This window comes from Lentzea sp. NPDC003310 (assembly GCF_040610935.1).
In the GTDB taxonomy this organism is placed as follows: Bacteria; Actinomycetota; Actinomycetes; order Mycobacteriales; family Pseudonocardiaceae; genus Lentzea.
In genome coordinates this window covers 278,330-294,207 of record NZ_JBEXNC010000005.1, presented here as the reverse complement: position 1 = coordinate 294,207, position 15,878 = coordinate 278,330, and the positions used below count along the sequence as shown (strand labels likewise).

14 protein-coding genes are annotated in these 15,878 nt (G+C 70.3%); 6 read left to right on the top strand and 8 right to left on the bottom strand.

Annotated elements, in window-relative coordinates:
• The first annotated feature begins 56 nt into the window (after positions 1–56).
• Positions 57–2,078 (top strand): phenylacetic acid degradation bifunctional protein PaaZ, encoded by a 2,022-nt coding sequence (gene paaZ / locus ABZX02_RS11460; protein WP_355297222.1) that lies wholly within the window; start codon positions 57–59, stop codon positions 2,076–2,078.
• Positions 2,079–2,123: 45 nt separating this feature from the next.
• Here the strand turns inward: paaZ and ABZX02_RS11455 are convergent, their stop codons facing one another.
• Positions 2,124–3,596 carry an FAD-dependent oxidoreductase gene (locus ABZX02_RS11455; protein ID WP_355297220.1) on the bottom strand — a complete coding sequence of 491 codons (1,473 nt, stop codon included), beginning with the start codon at positions 3,594–3,596 and terminating at the stop codon, positions 2,124–2,126.
• A 78-nt stretch (positions 3,597–3,674) separates the two neighbouring features.
• Between ABZX02_RS11455 and ABZX02_RS11450 the strand changes: the two genes are divergently transcribed.
• From ABZX02_RS11450 to ABZX02_RS11435, 4 genes are all read left to right on the top strand, one after another.
• Positions 3,675–4,934 (top strand): NAD(P)/FAD-dependent oxidoreductase, encoded by a 1,260-nt coding sequence (locus tag ABZX02_RS11450; protein WP_355297218.1) that lies wholly within the window; start codon positions 3,675–3,677, stop codon positions 4,932–4,934.
• Between the two features lie 26 nt (positions 4,935–4,960).
• Positions 4,961–5,872, top strand: coding sequence for an SRPBCC family protein (locus tag ABZX02_RS11445; protein ID WP_355297216.1), 912 nt, complete (start codon positions 4,961–4,963; stop codon positions 5,870–5,872).
• A gap of 130 nt (positions 5,873–6,002) precedes the next feature.
• Positions 6,003–6,830 (top strand): extensin family protein, encoded by an 828-nt coding sequence (locus ABZX02_RS11440; protein ID WP_355297214.1) that lies wholly within the window; start codon positions 6,003–6,005, stop codon positions 6,828–6,830.
• Positions 6,831–7,000: 170 nt separating this feature from the next.
• Positions 7,001–7,549, top strand: a complete 549-nt coding sequence (locus ABZX02_RS11435) for a hypothetical protein (protein ID WP_355297212.1) — start codon at positions 7,001–7,003, stop codon at positions 7,547–7,549.
• Between the two features lie 86 nt (positions 7,550–7,635).
• On the opposite strand, the gene ABZX02_RS11430 is transcribed toward ABZX02_RS11435, so the two are convergent.
• The 4 genes from ABZX02_RS11430 to ABZX02_RS11415 all read right to left on the bottom strand — a co-directional run bounded on the left by ABZX02_RS11430 (position 7,636) and on the right by ABZX02_RS11415 (position 11,805).
• A complete protein-coding gene (locus ABZX02_RS11430; RefSeq protein WP_355297210.1) occupies positions 7,636–8,262 on the bottom strand; it encodes a DUF4360 domain-containing protein in 627 nt (208 codons plus the stop codon).
• Between the two features lie 273 nt (positions 8,263–8,535).
• Positions 8,536–9,048, bottom strand: coding sequence for an ATP-binding protein (locus tag ABZX02_RS11425; protein WP_355297208.1), 513 nt, complete (start codon positions 9,046–9,048; stop codon positions 8,536–8,538).
• A gap of 814 nt (positions 9,049–9,862) precedes the next feature.
• Entirely contained in the window at positions 9,863–11,143 is a 1,281-nt protein-coding gene (locus tag ABZX02_RS11420; protein ID WP_355297206.1) for an ATP-binding protein, read from the bottom strand.
• Entirely contained in the window at positions 11,140–11,805 is a 666-nt protein-coding gene (locus ABZX02_RS11415; RefSeq protein WP_355297204.1) for a response regulator transcription factor, read from the bottom strand. The genes ABZX02_RS11420 and ABZX02_RS11415 overlap by 4 nt, the downstream gene beginning before the upstream one ends.
• A gap of 25 nt (positions 11,806–11,830) precedes the next feature.
• Between ABZX02_RS11415 and ABZX02_RS11410 the strand changes: the two genes are divergently transcribed.
• Entirely contained in the window at positions 11,831–12,391 is a 561-nt protein-coding gene (locus ABZX02_RS11410) for a hypothetical protein (RefSeq protein WP_355297202.1), read from the top strand.
• Here ABZX02_RS11410 and ABZX02_RS11405 read toward each other — a convergent pair whose 3' ends face one another.
• The 3 genes from ABZX02_RS11405 to ABZX02_RS11395 all read right to left on the bottom strand — a co-directional run bounded on the left by ABZX02_RS11405 (position 12,392) and on the right by ABZX02_RS11395 (position 15,782).
• On the bottom strand, positions 12,392–13,531 hold the full coding sequence (locus tag ABZX02_RS11405) for a glycoside hydrolase family 88 protein (protein WP_355297201.1): 1,140 nt from the start codon (positions 13,529–13,531) through the stop codon (positions 12,392–12,394).
• Between the two features lie 270 nt (positions 13,532–13,801).
• Positions 13,802–14,713, bottom strand: a complete 912-nt coding sequence (locus tag ABZX02_RS11400) for a GNAT family N-acetyltransferase (protein ID WP_355297200.1) — start codon at positions 14,711–14,713, stop codon at positions 13,802–13,804.
• Between the two features lie 85 nt (positions 14,714–14,798).
• On the bottom strand, positions 14,799–15,782 hold the full coding sequence (locus ABZX02_RS11395) for an alkaline phosphatase family protein (protein ID WP_355297198.1): 984 nt from the start codon (positions 15,780–15,782) through the stop codon (positions 14,799–14,801).
• Positions 15,783–15,878: the final 96 nt, after the last annotated feature.

Below are 15,878 nucleotides of genomic sequence, written 5' to 3'. Positions count from 1 at the left end.
TGCCTGGTGGTCGGGTCGCTGAGGATCCAGCGCCCCCAGCGAGAAGGGTTGGCTCGATGAGCTTGCTGCGCAGCTACGTGTCGGGTGGGTGGCACACGCCGACGGCGGAGGGCGCTCCGCTGCACGACGCCGTGACGGGCGAGGAGATCGCCCGGATCTCGTCCGCGGGCGTCGACATGGGGGCGGCGCTGCGGTACGGCCGCGAGGTCGGCGGACCCGCGCTGCGCGAGCTCACGTTCCACCAGCGCGCGCAGCTGCTCAAGGGCGTCGGGCTCTACCTCAAGGAGCACAAGGCCGAGCTGTACGCGCTGTCCGCGCGCTCCGGCGCGACCCGGTCCGACTCGTGGATCGACATCGACGGCGGCTTCGGCGTGCTGCTCGGGTACGCGTCCAAGGCCAAGCGCGAGCTGCCCAACGACAAGGTCTACGTCGAGGGCGCCGTCGAGCCGCTCGGCCGCGGCGGCACGTTCGTCGGCCAGCACATCTGCACGCCCCTGCGCGGCGTCGCGGTGCAGATCAACGCCTACAACTTCCCCATGTGGGGCCCGCTCGAGAAGTTCGCGCCCGCGTTCATCGCCGGCGTGCCGTCGCTGATCAAGCCCGCGTCGCAGACCGCGTACGTGACCGAGAAGATGGTCGAGCTGATGCTCGCCTCCGGGTTGCTGCCGGAGGGGTCGCTGCAGCTCGTCTGCGGGTCGGCGGGCGACCTGCTCGACCACCTGACCGAGCAGGACCTCGTCGGGTTCACCGGCTCCGCGTCCACCGCCCAGCACCTGCGCACGCACCAGGCCGTGATCCGGTCGTCGGTGCGGTTCAACGCCGAGGCCGACTCGCTGAACTGCTCGATCCTCGGTCCGGACGCGGTCGCCGGCACGCCCGAGTTCGACCTGTTCGTCGGGCAGCTGGTGGCCGAGATGACGACCAAGGCCGGCCAGAAGTGCACGGCGATCCGGCGCGCGCTGGTGCCCGCGAACCTGATCGACGAGGTCGGCGAGGCCGTGTCCGCGAAGCTCGCCGAGGTCGTGATCGGCAACCCCGCCGACAAGTCCGTGAAGATGGGCGCGCTGGCCGGGCTGGAGCAGCGCGAGGAGGTCCAGCGGTCGCTGAAGGCGTTGCGGGAGAGCGCGTCCGTCGTCTACGGCGACGGTGCTCTGTCCCTTGTGGACGCCGACGCCGAGCGCGGCGCGTTCATGTCGCCGATGCTGCTGCGCGCCGCCGCCGACGCCGTGCAGCCGCACGAGGTCGAGGCGTTCGGGCCGGTCTCGACGCTGATGCCGTACGACTCGGTGGACGACGCCGTGGCGCTGGCCGCGCGCGGCGCCGGGTCGCTGGTGGGCTCGATCGTCTCCGCCGACACCGACTTCGTGCGCGACGTCGTGATCGGTGCCGCGCCGTGGCACGGCCGGTTGCTGGTGCTCGACCGCGACGACGCCGCCGAGTCGACGGGCCACGGCTCGCCGCTGCCGATGCTCGTGCACGGAGGTCCCGGCCGGGCCGGCGGCGGTGAGGAGATGGGCGGCATGCGCGGCGTGCTGCACCACATGCAGCGCACGGCCGTGCAGGGCAGCCCGCGCGCGTTGGGCGCCATCACGAACCGCTGGGTCACCGGTGCTCCGCGCCGCGACGACGCCGTGCACCCGTTCCGCAAGACGCTGGCCGAACTGCGGATCGGCGACACGGTCACCGCCGGCCCGCGCGAGGTGACGCTGGAGGACATCGAGCACTTCGCGTCCTTCACCGGCGACACGTTCTACGCGCACATGGACGAGGAGGCGGCCGCCGCGAACCCGTTCTTCGGCGGCAGGGTCGCGCACGGCTACCTGGTGGTCTCGTTCGCGGCGGGACTCTTCGTCTCGCCGGAGCCCGGCCCGGTGCTCGCGAACTACGGCTTGGAGAACCTGCGGTTCGTCACGCCCACGTTCCCCGGCGACCAGCTCACGGTGACGCTGACCGTCAAGCAGATCACGCCGCGTGAGGACCAGGAGTACGGCGAGGTCCGCTGGGACGCGGACGTGACGAACCAGAAGGGCGAGTCGGTCGCGAAGTACGACGTGCTCACCCTGGTCGCCAAGAGCTAGTGGCGCGGCTAGCGACGGCGTCCGGCGTCGTCGCGAGCCCCACCGCTAACGGGGTTCCTTGCGGGGGAGGGGCCGGGTCGCCGGTCCCTCCAGCACGCTGCCGTCCACGTCGAACCGCGACCCGTGGCACGGGCAGTCCCAGCTGCGCTCGGCCGCGTTGAACCGCACCAGGCACCCGAGGTGCGTGCAGCGCAACGACACCCCGTGCAGCTGTCCGTCGTCGTCGCGGTAGACGCCGGTCTTGCCCAGGCCGTCCCGGACGACGTGGGCCTGGCCGCGCGGCAGGTTCTCGCTGGACGTCGCGTCGGCCGGCACGATCCGGTCGCCGACCATCTCCACCGCGACCTCGGCGTTCTTGCGCACGAGCGTGGGCAGCGACTTCAGCGACATGCGGTGCGGGCTGAACCGGTCGGCCAGCTCGTTCGGCTTGCCGGTCACCAGGTCCGCGAGCAGGGTGGCGGCGAACGTGCCGCTGGTCAGGCCCCACTTCATGTACCCGGTGGCGGTGAGGATCGTGTCGTTGCCCGGCAGGTAGGTGCCGATCATCGGCAGGTGGTCGTAGGAGGTCGGGTCCTGCGCCGACCAGCGGTGCGTGATCTCCTCGACCTTCCAGTGCTTGCGGGCGAAGTCCTCCAGGCGGCGGAACGGTTCCACGGCGGGCTTGCCGGTCTGGTGGCTCTGACCGGCGAGGATCAGCTTGTCCCGGTGCGCGGAGATCGACCACGACGGGCTGCCGGTGCTGATCGCGAGCGCCTGCGTCGGCGCGTGGACGCGGGCAGCGATGCAGTAGGCGCGGGTCAGTTCGAGGCGCGGGAAGTACAGGCCCCGGTCCAGCGTCGGGTAGTGCGTGGCGATCACGATCTTGTCGGCGCGCACCCGGCCGTCCGCTGTGGACACCTGGTTCCCGCTGACGTCCAGCACGCGGCTGTGCTCGCACACGAGGCTTCCGTCGCCGTCGACCTCGTCGGCGAGGCCCCGCAGGTACTTGACCGGGTGCAGCGCGATCTGGTCGTCGAGCCAGACCGCCGCGTGCACCTCGAACGGCAGGTCGACGTTCTTGGCGTCACGCACCGGCAGGCCGACCTGGCGCGCCACGATCAGCTCGTTGGCGACGTCGCGCACCTCGTCCTCGGTGTACGCGTAGGTGACGGCCGGGGAACGGCGCAGGTCGCAGTCGATGCCCTCGGCCAGCGCGGCGACCTGGGCCACGGCCGCGACGGACGCGGCGGCGTAGTCGGTGGCGGCGGCCAGGCCGTGCCTGCTCCGGATCTGCGAGTACACAGTGGACTGCAGCGCCGTTACCTTGGCGGTGTTGTTGCCCGACACGCCGGACGCCACCCGGTCGGCCTCCAGGACCACGACCTTCAGCCCGCGGCGCTTGAGCAGCACCGCGGTGGTCAGGCCGGTGATGCCGCCGCCGACCACGGCCACGTCGTACGTGTGCTCGCCCGTCAGCGGGGGACGTACCTGATCGGGCAGTGCGGCGAGCCAGAGGGACTGGTCAGCGGTGGTGGTCATGGGCGGCGGTTACCCCGGTTCGGGTCGGGTATGCGACGCGCCGGATACGTGCCGCCCGCAGTGGGTATGCGTCAGGGCATGAGCAAGCACCGGGTAGTCGTCGTCGGAGGCGGGTTCGGCGGACTGGGTGTCGTGCGCGGCCTGAAGCGCGCGGACGCCGAGGTCACGTTGATCGACCGCACGAACCACCACCTGTTCCAGCCGCTGCTCTACCAGGTGGCGACCGCGTTGCTGCCCGCCGGGGACATCGCGCCCGCGTTCCGGGCGATCCTGCGCAGGCAGCGCAACGCGCACGTGCTGCTGGGTGAGGTGACCGGCTTCGACACGGCCGCCAAGCGCGTGCACGTCGACCTGCCGGACGGGAGGTCGACCCAGGTCGAGTACGACACCCTGGTCGTGGCGGCCGGATCGCGCGACAGCTACTTCGGCCACGACGAGTGGGCCGAGTCCGCGCCGCCGATGAAGACCCTCGAACAGGCCGTGGACCTGCGGTCGAACCTGCTGCGGGCGTTCGAGACGGCCGTGGCGGCGGACGACCCGAAGCAGTGGCTGTCGTTCGCGGTCGTGGGCGCGGGACCGACCGGCGTGGAGCTCGCGGGCCAGCTCGCGGACCTCGCCCGGCGCGCGCTGAAGGGCCAGTTCCGCGAGATCGACCCGCGCGACGTCCGGATCACGCTGATGGACGCGGTGCCGCACGTGCTGCCGCCGTTCTCGCCGGAACTGCGCGAGCACGCGAGGGTGAAGCTCGAGAAGCTCGGCGTCACGGTGATGACGAACGCGATGGTCGAGTCCATCGACGCGGAGGGCCTCACCACCAAGGACGGCGACCGGGTCGAGGCGCGGACGATCATCTGGGCGGCCGGGGTCCAGGCCTCGCCGCTCGCGCGCGAGCTCGCCGAGGCGACCGGCACCGAGACCGACCGCAAGGGCCGGATCCGGGTCAGCCCCGTCGACTGCTCGGTCACGGACGACATCTTCGCCATCGGCGACATGGTGAACCTCGACGACCTGCCGGGCATCGCCGAGCCGGCGCTGCAGGAGGGCCACCACGTCGCCCGCGTCATCAAGGCGCGCCTGAACGGCCGCCGGGCCAAGCCGTTCCGCTACCTCGACCTCGGCACGATGGCCACGATCTCGCCCGGCGACGCCGTCGCGGACATCAAGAAGCTGCGGCTCAAGGGCCTGATCGGCAAGGCGGCGTGGGCGGGCGTGCACATCGCGTTCCTCGTCGGGTGGCGCAACCGGGTCGCGGTGCTCGCGCAGTGGGCGTGGAACCTCGTCACCGGCCGCCGCGCGCAGCCGATCATCCTGCAGCCGGTGCGGGCGCACCGCCGCTGAGGTTTGGCCACGGGTAACCGGACCACGTGAACACCGAGCTGCTGGGCATCTACCTCAACGACCACCTGGCCGGGGCGATGGCGGGCACGGAGCTCGCTCGTCGCATCAGCCGCACGCACCCCGAGCTGCGCGTCCTCGCGGACGACATCGAGGCCGACCGCAAGGAGCTGCTCGACTTCATGCGGGAGGTCGGCGTCGAGTCGCGCCCGCACAAGGAGGCGATCGGCTGGCTCACCGAGAAGGCGGGCAGGCTCAAGCTCAACGGCAGGGTGCTCGGCCGGTCCCCGCTGAGCGACGTGCTGGAGCTGGAGACCCTGCGCGTCGGCATCGAGGGCAAGGCCGCGCTCTGGCGGACGTTGCGCGCGCTGGGGAGCTTCGACGAGACGCGCCTGGAACGGCTGCAGCGCCGCGCCGAGAGCCAGGCCGAGCTCGTCGACTCCTACCGGCTCGGCCTCGCGTCGCGGGCGTTCCACTCGCCGCACGTGTCCGGCGTCGACGTCGAGCGCACGTTCACCGTCGCCTCCACGCCCGAGGGCGTCGTGGAGTACCTGCGCGACTTCTCCCGCGCCGAGCAGTGGGACCCCGGCACCGTGTCGTGCACACGCCTTGACGACGGCCCGGTCGCGGTCGGCTCGCGCTGGCGCAACGTGTCGCAGTTCCTCGGCCGCAAGACCGAGCTCGTCTACGAGCTGACCCGCGACGACGCGACCGGGCTGCAGTTCGTGGGCCGCAACGACACCGCCACCTCGACCGACGACATCTCGATCACGCCGGGCGACGCGCCGGGCACCGCCCGCATCGCCTACCACGCGCACGTCGAGTTCAACGGCCTCGCGAAACTGGGTGCGCCGGTCGCGAAGCTCGCGCTGGAGAAGCTCGGCACGGACACCGAGAAGAACCTGGTCCGCGTCCTCGGCCCCGTACCGGCAGCCCGGTAAAGGCAAAGGAAAAACGCAGGTCAGACGCGATTCCGCCGTTCGGACGAGATCCCTAGACTCCCTCGGGCCGGTGGGTGAGACAGGCCCTTCCTCCTGCCGCCGCCGGCTTGGACGCAGAGGGAGTACTGGGGTGTTCGAGAACAACGTCACCAGGCGCGGCTTCGTCACGGGCGCGGCGGCCGTCGCCGGTCTCGCCGGTCTGTCCGCCGTCGCGCCGGGGCTGGCCGGTGCCGCCCCCACGCCCACCGACCAGCACACGCCCGCCGAGATCGAGGCCGCCGAGGTCGGCGCGCTCGCGATGATGACGTTCCAGAAGATCGACGGCACCCCCGTCTACTACTGGCGTTCGAACCGCGGCAACACCACCGCGCGCAACTGGCAGGCCACCGACGCGTTCTACAACGCGCTCGTCGCCTGGATCCGCGACCTGCGCTCGCTGTCGTCGAGCTACGGCTCGATCAGCTACATCGTGTCCGCGGGCTTCTACGTCAACAAGGCGGGCCAGCACGGCGCCGGCACCGCGATGGACCTCGACCACGTCCGCTGGTCCGGCGGCAACACCATCTCGCCGCTCGACAAGGCCCACGCCTCCGGCACCGCCTCCGTCCGCAAGCGCTACCTCGCCACGGAAGCCGTGTGCCGCCGCCGGTTCCGCTACGTGCTCGACGGCTGGTACAACGCCGACCACGCCGACCACATCCACGCGGACTTCGGCGGCATGCCGGTGCGCGCGGTCAAGGACTCCGAGTCCGACACCAAGTTCGTCCAGGCGGTGTGCAACAACTTCCGCGGGTCCGGTCTCGCCATCGACGGGATCTGGGGGCCGGCGACGACGAGCGCGTTCAACGGGCTCAAGTCGGCGCTCGCGGTGACCGGCGACCCGCACACCAGCTCGTCGGTGTGGCAGGGGATGTTGTCGAAGATCGCGACGAAGGGGTTCGCCAACCAGAACATCTGAGCCGGCGGTCCGTTCCGACCGGCGAAGGCCGGAGCCCATGCCTCCTGGGCTCCGGCCTTCGCCGTGCGAGTGGACAGATCGTGGTCAACTCGTCGGCTCGGCTAACAGCCTGTTGTTTCGACGCGACAAGCGGGTCTGATCGCTGAAAGCCGATGTTGAGGACCTTCCAGATGAACCGCTTTGTCGCCGGCGTTGTCGCCACCTTGCTGCTGGTGCCCGTCGCAGCGTGCAGCTCGTCGCCTTCGACCGACACCGATCCGTCCGCCGGCAGCACGACTGCCGCCGATCTCCGGTCGCAGGCCGAACCCCAGGTCTCGACGCCGCGGACCGCGGAGGAGGTGACCACCGCGCTCGCCGCGAAGATCCCGAGCTTGAAGCTGACGAAGGTGTTCAGCGCCGAGGACGACCCGAACAAGCAGCTCGGCCGCCCCAACGGCTACACGTCGAAGTCCGCGTTCACCGACACGCGCATCGCGGTCGAGGGTGCGGTCGCGATCACCAAGGAGAACGACACCCTGCGTGGTGGAGGCGTCGAGGTGTTCCCCGACGAGGCTGGGGCCAAGGCCCGCATGGAGTACATCCAGCAGTTCGGCAAGCAGACGCCGATGCTGGCCGAGTACGACTACGTCGTGGGTGGTGTCCTGCTGCGGGTGTCCAAGGAACTGACCCCGACGCAGGCGAAGGAGTACGAAACCGCCCTCAGCGACGTCCTCGGCTGAGCCGGCGGTCCGTTCTGACCGGCGAAGGCCGGAGCCCATGCCTCCTGGGCTCCGGCCTTCGCCGTGCGAGGGCGCGTCCTACTTGCCTACTTCGGGCACTTCTTCCAGGCGAAGTGGTAGATGGTCTCGATCGACCCGTCCGTCGAGTCCATCGCCATGAAGCTGGTCTTCTTCGGGTCGGACGTGCCCTTGTCGACCCGCAGCTCCGTGTTGATGTTGAAGTTCCGCTTCGCCCCGCACGGGTGGTAGATGATCGAGGCGACGTCGGTCTTGTGCGTGACCTGCCAGTCGTCGCTCAGCGCGCCGCTCCAGGTCTTGGACCTCTGGTCGTTGTCCGACATCCCCTGGAAGTAGTAGCTCGCCCTCTGCGTGCCCTTGGCGCCCCTTTCCAGGTGTGCGAAACCTCTGTAGTCGGCCTGGGCGATGCCGTAGGTGAATCCGCCTGGCACGTTCACCTTCAGGTTGAGCTGGCAGTTCTTGCGGAAATCGGTCGGCGCGGACGACGGACCGACCTGGGCCAGGTAGTCGCTGTAGGTGACCGTGAACGCCTTGTTGTCGGGGGAGACTGCGACGGCGGCGGTGCCGATGCGGCAGCCCGATCCGTTGACCGTCACGACGTCGATGGTGATCTGGCCCGTCGGGGGCGGGTCCGCGACCGGGGGAACCACAATGGTGGACAGGGCCAGGCCGGCTGCGGCCAGCGTGCTGATCATCGGTACACCTCTCCGAATGTGCTGGACAGTTCGGGCGGCGTGGTACGAGACCGTATCGGAAAGGCGTTTGACGAACCGTCCGCCAACCAGAGCAACATTTCGGACTGTGGCGTCGAGAATGCATTCAGGACTGGTGAGTTAATCGCAGTCCAGGCCCATGGAGAAATGGTTATTCCTGCGTGCGGAACCCTATCCGTGAAGCGTCCACCGGGTGGGAGCGCGCACACGACGAAGGCGCACCCCGGCAAAGGGATGCGCCTTCGAAGGAAAGAGCTAGCGCTGGTGTCCGCTGCCCATCGAGCCGCCGAGACCGAACAGGATGCGCTGGATGAGCTCGGGATCGACGTCCGGCTCGTCGCCCAGCGCCTCGGCTGCGGGGGAGCGGCGCTTCTCGCGCCGGGGGAGCGGCACGGCGTTCGCGTTCACGCCGGTCGGCAGGGCGAGCTCGCACCAGATCAGCTTGATGCCACCGGCGAGCTGGAGCTCGCCCGTGCGCAGGTCGGGCGAGGTCGGCGGCATGATGAACCTGGCTGCCTCCAGTTCGACGACCAGGTAGTCGCCGCTCAGTCGCAGTCGCAGCGTGATGAGCCGCGAGGTCTTGGGGTCGGCTGACTCGATGGCGGCTTCGACCAGCGCGCATGCGACGGCCGAGCACTCCGCGGTCATGTTGCGCAGGCGCCATTCACCAAGGGTGAAGCGCACGAACAGATCCGCGCAGTTCACCGCGGTGGGCAGCGCGATGAGTGTCAGGTCGTCGACCTGGGCGGTCTGGGCGTTCGCCTGCATGCTGCCTCCGTTTCGCGTGCGGCGCGCGAGCCGCGGCGGTCACCCGAATGGCCGTCGCGGTGAGCGGGAATCTACATGGGTATACGCGGGAAGCAATGGCCTGGTTGACTCGCCCGTCAAAAGTCACGTCAGTGTCACGACGAGAGGGCCCGACGCTCACTGTGAGTATAGCGTCCGGCCCCCTGTGTGATCGTTCTGGGTCTGCATCGCTTCCGGGCGAACTGGTGGCGGGTGTCGATGTCTCGGCCCGTGGAATCGGCACGGACGCCGGCTGGAGCCGAGTTCGTGAAAGCCTGCGCCTCCGCGTTCACGTTCAGGTGTCAGACGGCCCTCGCACGGCACGAGCGCGATCTTCCCGTGTGAGATCGCGGTTGTCGGCTTTCGTGAACCGGAATTCGAATTGTGCGAGTAAGGCGCACTGCGGGCGCCAGCTTAAATCGAATTAAGTCGCGGACGATCGACCGGCGCGAACTTAAGCGAATTTAAAACCGATTAATCGTCTGAACGGGGGATGGGCGGCGATCAGTGGTCGGCTAACTTCATGTCAGATCGCACGAACCGAGACCCACTGAATACGCCGGTCCCCACACCTGGCGCCGAGAGCCCCGGCTGAGATCCACCTCGTAACACCGGTGTGGGAAGGCGAGCGCGCACTGCTCATCGGGTTCCTCCCTCCTGCTCGGAACTCGGTGGTGCGGCAGCGGTGCCGCGCAGCCGGCCGGTGCCCGCCGGCGGCGCAGGACCCGTCCCACGGTCCGCGCCGCCGGCGGTGCTCGTTCCCGGGCCCCGAACCCGTGGACGCCGGCCCAGCCCCCTAGACCCTGCGGAGCCTCAATTGCACGCGTGCACCGCCCAGCGGACCGCGGTCGACGTGGAGAGACCCTCCCGTGCTCTCCGCAGCACGGCGGGCGATGTCGAGCCCCAGCCCGGTGGAACCACCACCGCTGGCGCCACGCCGCACCGCCGCGGCACTGTCCGCGATGCCCGGTCCGGCGTCCTCGACCACCAGCGCCACCAGGTCGGCCTGGTGCACCAGCGTCACGGCGAACCGCGTGCCCTCCGGCGTGTAGCGGAAGACGTTGCCCAGCAACGCGTCCAGCGCCGCGGCGAGGTCGGAGCGGGACAGCGGCACGGGAGCCGGCCGGTCGGCGCCGCGGACGGTCCAGGGGCGTTCCTGGTCGTCGGCGAGCGCGGACCAGAACACCAGCCGGTCACGCACGACCTCCGCCGCGTCCGCGCCGCTGTCGTCGGGCTGCAGACCGGAGCGGGCCACCTTGATGATCTCGTCCACCTCCCTCTCGAGGCCCTGGACGGCCTCCCGGACGCGGTCCGCCCCCGGACCCCGTCCGAGGGTGTCCGCGTCCAGGAGAAGGGCCGTGAGGGGCGTTCTGAGGCGGTGCGAGAGGTCGGCGACCACCTCGCGTTCGGCGGCGAGCAGGTGCCGGACGCGTTCGGCCATCGCGTTGAACGCCTTGGCGGCCTCCTTGAGCTCCGGAGGTCCCTTCAGCGGCACGCGGGCGGTGAGGTCGCCCTGGCCCATCCGGCGGGCGCTCTCGGCCAGCGTCCTCGTGGCCTGGACGGCCCGCGCGCCCAGCCGGTCGGCGACCAGCACCGACCCGGCGACCAGGCCGACCGCGACGCCCGCCAGCACCCACCAGGTGCCGACGACGCCGTGGGTCAGCTGCTCGTTCGGCACGAACGCCTCGACGATCACGACCCCGCTCTCGCTGGTGGCGAGCGGTTGCAGGTACGCCACGCCGTCCGGGCGTTCGATCGTGGACGCCGTGGCGAGCTTCTGCGCCTCCTGCAGGTCCGCGGCGGTGATGTGCGAGTAGCCGAACGTGCCCGCCGGGGCGGCGAGGTGCACGGCCAGCCGCTGCTGGCCGCCGTAGCGGGTGCTCCGGATCGCCTGCCGGATCTCCTGCGGCTTGCGGGTGATCAGCAACGCCGGCGTCATCGCGTTGGCCTGCTTCTCGGCCTCGCTCAGCGCGCGGGTGTACGCGGAGTCCTTCACGACGATCGCCAGCGGGACGAGGAAGGCCAGCGCCACCATGCTGGTCGCCGCGAGAGCGACCAGCACGAGTGAACGCCTCACCTCGGGTCGACCAGACGCACGCCCACGCCCCGCACCGTGTGCAGGTACCGGGGCTGCGCCGCCCGCTCGCCGAGCTTGCGGCGCAACCACGACAGGTGGACGTCGAGCGTCTGGTCGTCGCGGTTGGACGGCCAGAGGCTCGCCAGGATCTCCGCTCGCGGCACCACTTCCCCCTGCCGTGCCGCGAGGTAGGAGAGCAGCTCGAACTCCTTGTGGGTCAGCGAGAGCTCCTGGCCGTCCACTGTGGCCCTGCGGAGGTTCACGTCGATCTCCAGGCCGCCGATGACGAGCTGCCGCTTGTCGCGGGCGCGCCGCAGCACCGCCTGCAGGCGGGCCTCCAGGATCGCGCCGGAGAACGGTTTGACGAGGTAGTCGTCGGCGCCCGCGTTGAGCAGCCGGACGATCCCGGCCTCGTCGTCGCGGGCGGTCGCGATGACCACCGGGGTGTTCGTGACGCCTCGGATCATCCGCAGCGCGTCACCGCCGTCGAGGTCGGGGAGCCCGAGATCGAGCACCACGACGTCGTAGTCGTTCGCGGTGACTTCGCGCAAAGCCTCGATCGCGAGCGCGACACCGTGCACGATGTGGCCCTGGCCGGTGAGGGCGCGCGTGACCGCCGCCCGCACCACCGGGTCGTCTTCGACCAGCAGAACTGATGCCATGAGCCGCTACGGGAGGATTGCCGCAGTGAGACGGTCCGTCGGATACCTGGTCGCCTGGGCACTGGTGACCACGGTCGCCATCGGCCTGTCCTGGTTCGGCATCCGGTGGGCGATGGAACCCGCGCCGGTCGCCGCCGTGGGGGACTCCACGACCAGCTCGGCCGTGCTGCCCATGCCGACCATCACCTCGATGACGGTCCCGGTACCCGAGCCGGGCGCCTCCGTCGACACCACCGCGCCACCTGTCACCACTACTTCCACCAGGCCTCCTGTCGTCACCACGTCCGCACCCGCTCCTCCCAGTAGTACGGATGCGCGTCCCACCTCGGCTCAATCGCCGCAGGGAGAATGGCAGGCGGACGGGTCCTATGTGCACGCTTTCCACCTGCGGGGCGGCGATGTGGTGGTGCGCTACCGGCCGCAGGGCGTGCAGGCGCTGTCGGCCACGCCCGCGGACGGGTACTCGGTGAGGGTGGAACAGCCGGGCGGGCCGCTGGTGGTGAACTTCCAGAACGCCGCCGGCCGGTTGTCCAGGCTGGAGGCCACCTGGGACAACGGGCCGACGGCGAAGGTGGTCGAGCAGTGACTACAGGCCGATGGCCTTCGCGATCTGCGTGGGCTTGAGCACCCGCAGGACCGCCTCGTACAGGTAGTAGTCGCCGTAGGGCAGCGAGACCTCGACGCCGTCCTCGGCCGGGCGGTTGCGCGTGCCGCGGGCCAGGATCGCCTCGGCACGCGTCGACCTCGTGGTCAGGCACGTGGCGACCAGGCCGTCGAGGATCCGCAGCGCCCGTTCCCGGTAGCGGTCGGTGCCGGTCGCCTTCGCGAGGTCCAGCAGGCCGCACGCCATGATCGCGCCCGCCGACGAGTCCTTGATGTCGTTGGCCCCCAGCGGGGAGCGGTAGTCCCACACCGGCACGCTGTCCGGCGTGAGCACCGACAGCGCGTAGTCGGAGAGCTTGCGCGCGGTGTCGCGGAACTCGCGCAGGCCCGTGCGGCGGTACATGGTCGTGAAGCCGTAGATGCCCCAGGCCTGGCCCCGAGCCCAGCACGACGTCGGGCTGTAGCCCTGGACCGTGTTCGGTCCGATCGCCGCGCCGGTGTCCGGGTTGAAGTCGAACACGTGCGGGGTCGAGCCGTCCGGGCGCACGAAGTGCGTCTGGGTGGTCCGCGCGTGGGCGATCGCGATGTCGAGGTACTTGCGGTCACCGGTCTGCTCGGTCGCGAACGCGAGCAGGTCCAGGTTCATCATCGTGTCGATGATCACGCGGCCCGCGTTGCCGGGAGTGCCGAGCGCACCCCAGGCCCGGATGAACCTGCCGACCGGGTTCCAGCGCTGGATCAGCGTGTTCGCGGCGTCGATCGCGCCGTCGCGCCACTTCGTGCCGCCGGTGAGCCGGTACGCCGTGACCCAGGACGGGTAGAAGAGGAAGCCCAGGTCGTGGTCGCGCGGCTGGAGCCGGCGCGGGGCCAGCCGGTCGTTGGCCGCCTCGGCGAGCGAGCGGAACCGGTCGTCGCCGCTGTCGAGGTGGGCGAGCCAGAGCGTGCCCGGCCAGAAGCCGCCGATCCAGCCGCCGTCGGCGACGTAGGTCCACTTCTCGGCCCTGGTGATCTCGGGGAACGAGGTGATGCCGGGCGCGACGGCTTTCAACTTGGCGTTGCCGTAGTCGAGGGCCGCGCGGAGGGTCGCGGGTGAAGCGGCGGCTTCTCCCGCACCGATGGTCACGCCTGCTCCGGTGAGCAGGGGAGTGGCCGCTGCGGACGCCAGAAGGGTGCGTCGAGACAGATTCACGAGACCGTCCAGTCCCTTTCTTGTGCCTTGCGCCCGGCGCCACCCTGCCAGATCGGATCGCGGCGTGTAAAGGTGCGTTGAAAATTGATTCCTGCACCTTGCTTCGGGGGCGCTGACCGGCTTAAAGGGGATGATCACGTACGTGAATCCGCTGGAATCCGACGTTGTAAAGAGCATTGTTCACAAGGATGAACAATGCGCGGTTCAGGTGCGGAGCAGAACTGCGTCCAAATGGCGGGGGCCGAGTCCGTGCCGGCGTTTGAAGGCGGCGTTGCCCCGGCCTCCCTCGAGGGTGGACTTGCCCAGGCGGGCCGCGACCCGGACCGACTCGGCGAACAGCACGCCGTACGGGCTGTAGTTGCCGTCCACGGCGTAGTCGACGCCGCAGGTCCAGGTGTGGAAGCGGGTGCTGTCGGTGAGGCAGACGCCGGCCGCGACGAGCCTGCCGTGCTGGCGGACCTCGATCACCCGCGCCAGGTCGCCGAGCGCCGTCACGAACCGGCCGAAGGTGGGACCGGGGTGGTACCCGGTGTTCTCGAAGCGGCTGGCGGTCTTGACGCACAGCAGGGTGATCTCGTCGAGCGCGGCCTGGTCGGCCGGGAGGGTCTCGGTGGTGACGCCGGCCTCGGCCGATCTTCGTTCGTTGCGGCGCAGGTTCGCCCTGGCGCGCGGGCTCAGCCCGGCCAGGTAGTGCTCGTAGGTGGTGATGCCGGCGGCCCACCGGTCGGTCAGGTGGCGCGCGGGCAGGCCGGCGGCCCGCAGCGCCGACGAGAGGGCACCGCCGCGCTGGACGTTCGTGAAGCCGCACCAGCGCGCGCCGAGGATCGACGCCGTGCGGATCATCGCGTCCAGCACCCGCGGCAGCACCTCCGCCGTGGCGGGCACGTGCGCGTCGTAGCAGTGCCAGGTGTGGCTGAGCAGCGCGCGTTCGCCGGCGGCCTCCGGGTAGACCTGGTGCAGGCGGCGCACCGGGGGCGGGGCCTGCTGGAGGTAGGCGGGCAGCACGGCGATCGCCTCGCCGGCGAGCTTCTCGCGCACCACGAAGTACGCGAAAGCCTCCACGGCCGTCAGCGGCGTCTGTTCGTACGCGCTGACGTACGCGTGTCGGTAGAACACCGGTGCACCTGCTCGGTGCACCACCGCGTCCCAATCGGCAGAATCGATTTCCCTTATGGTGTTTGAGAATTCGACGTGCACGCACTCACTGTACGGCGTGCCAGACGGCGAAGGGGACGTCGATCTCGTCGCGGCTCAGACCGCCGTGCTCGTAGCGCGCCGACGGGTCCGGCACGGGGAAGCGCGGCGACGCGGCCACGGCGACGACCGGACCGGCCTCCGGCTGCGGCAGGCCGAGGTCGGTGGCGTGGTGCACGGTCGCCGAGTCGCCCAGAGTCGTTGCCACGCGGTCGAAAACCGCCTCCAGCCGGTCGGGCTTCGGGTAGAGCCACCGCAGCCGTCCGGCGCCACCGGAGGGGATCACGCACTCCTCGCGCACGATCGCGTCCCAGGCCTCCACGAGCGCGGGGTCGGGGTCGACCGGGACCATGCCGTGGTCGGAGTGGGCCACGACGGTCCACCCCGCTGCGGCCCAACGGGAAGCGTGCGCGTCCAGGCGGAGCATCGCCTCGTGCACCGACTCGTCGTACCCGTGGCGGTGCACGTGGTCGTCGAGGTTGACGTACGTCCAGAGGAACCGCGCGTCCGGCAGCGCCTTGTCGAGGTCGGCCACGACGTTGGCGACGAGCAGCGGCGGATCCTCCGACTGCGCCGCCAGTTTGTGCGCGGCGGGCGCGGGTATCCGGGTGCACCCCCGGAGCAGTGCCCGGGCCCAGGTGCCTTCGAGGTGGTCGAGTTCGCGGGCCAGCACGGTCGCGCCGTGGCGTTCGAGCACGGTCGGCAGCGCGGGGATGGCGGGCGTGCCCTTGACGGCGTGCACGAGCCCGGATCCGTTGCGGTACACCGTTCCCGGCACGCGGTGGACGTCGGCGGGCACCCCGGTGAGCGCCGTCAGCAACGCCGTCGCGGATGTGGACGGCACCGTCGAGGAGAGCGTGGAGACGGAGGCCGACAGCCACGACTGTTTGGCCACGTCCGAGGAGAGACCGTCGACCGACAGCACGATCACGCCGGAATGTGCCTTGCTGAAGGCGTGTTCGAGCCGGGAAGGTATCTCCGCCAGTGACATTCGGTGACTGTAACGCATCTCATCGGGTCAAGATTGCCCGATCGGGGGCTGAGTTCCGCACAATGACGGCCGATGGGGTAAAGAAGACTTGGTAGA

Coding starts and splice junctions, on each gene's coding strand:
- paaZ (WP_355297222.1), top strand. CDS start 57: ATGAGCTTGCTGCGCAGCTACGTGTCGGGTGGGTGGCACACGCCGACG.
- ABZX02_RS11425 (WP_355297208.1), bottom strand. CDS start 9,048: ATGCAGGCGAACGCCCAGACCGCCCAGGTCGACGACCTGACACTCATC.
- ABZX02_RS11395 (WP_355297198.1), bottom strand. CDS start 15,782: ATGTCACTGGCGGAGATACCTTCCCGGCTCGAACACGCCTTCAGCAAG.
- ABZX02_RS11415 (WP_355297204.1), bottom strand. CDS start 11,805: ATGGCATCAGTTCTGCTGGTCGAAGACGACCCGGTGGTGCGGGCGGCG.
- ABZX02_RS11450 (WP_355297218.1), top strand. CDS start 3,675: ATGAGCAAGCACCGGGTAGTCGTCGTCGGAGGCGGGTTCGGCGGACTG.
- ABZX02_RS11430 (WP_355297210.1), bottom strand. CDS start 8,262: ATGATCAGCACGCTGGCCGCAGCCGGCCTGGCCCTGTCCACCATTGTG.
- ABZX02_RS11435 (WP_355297212.1), top strand. CDS start 7,001: ATGAACCGCTTTGTCGCCGGCGTTGTCGCCACCTTGCTGCTGGTGCCC.
- ABZX02_RS11455 (WP_355297220.1), bottom strand. CDS start 3,596: ATGACCACCACCGCTGACCAGTCCCTCTGGCTCGCCGCACTGCCCGAT.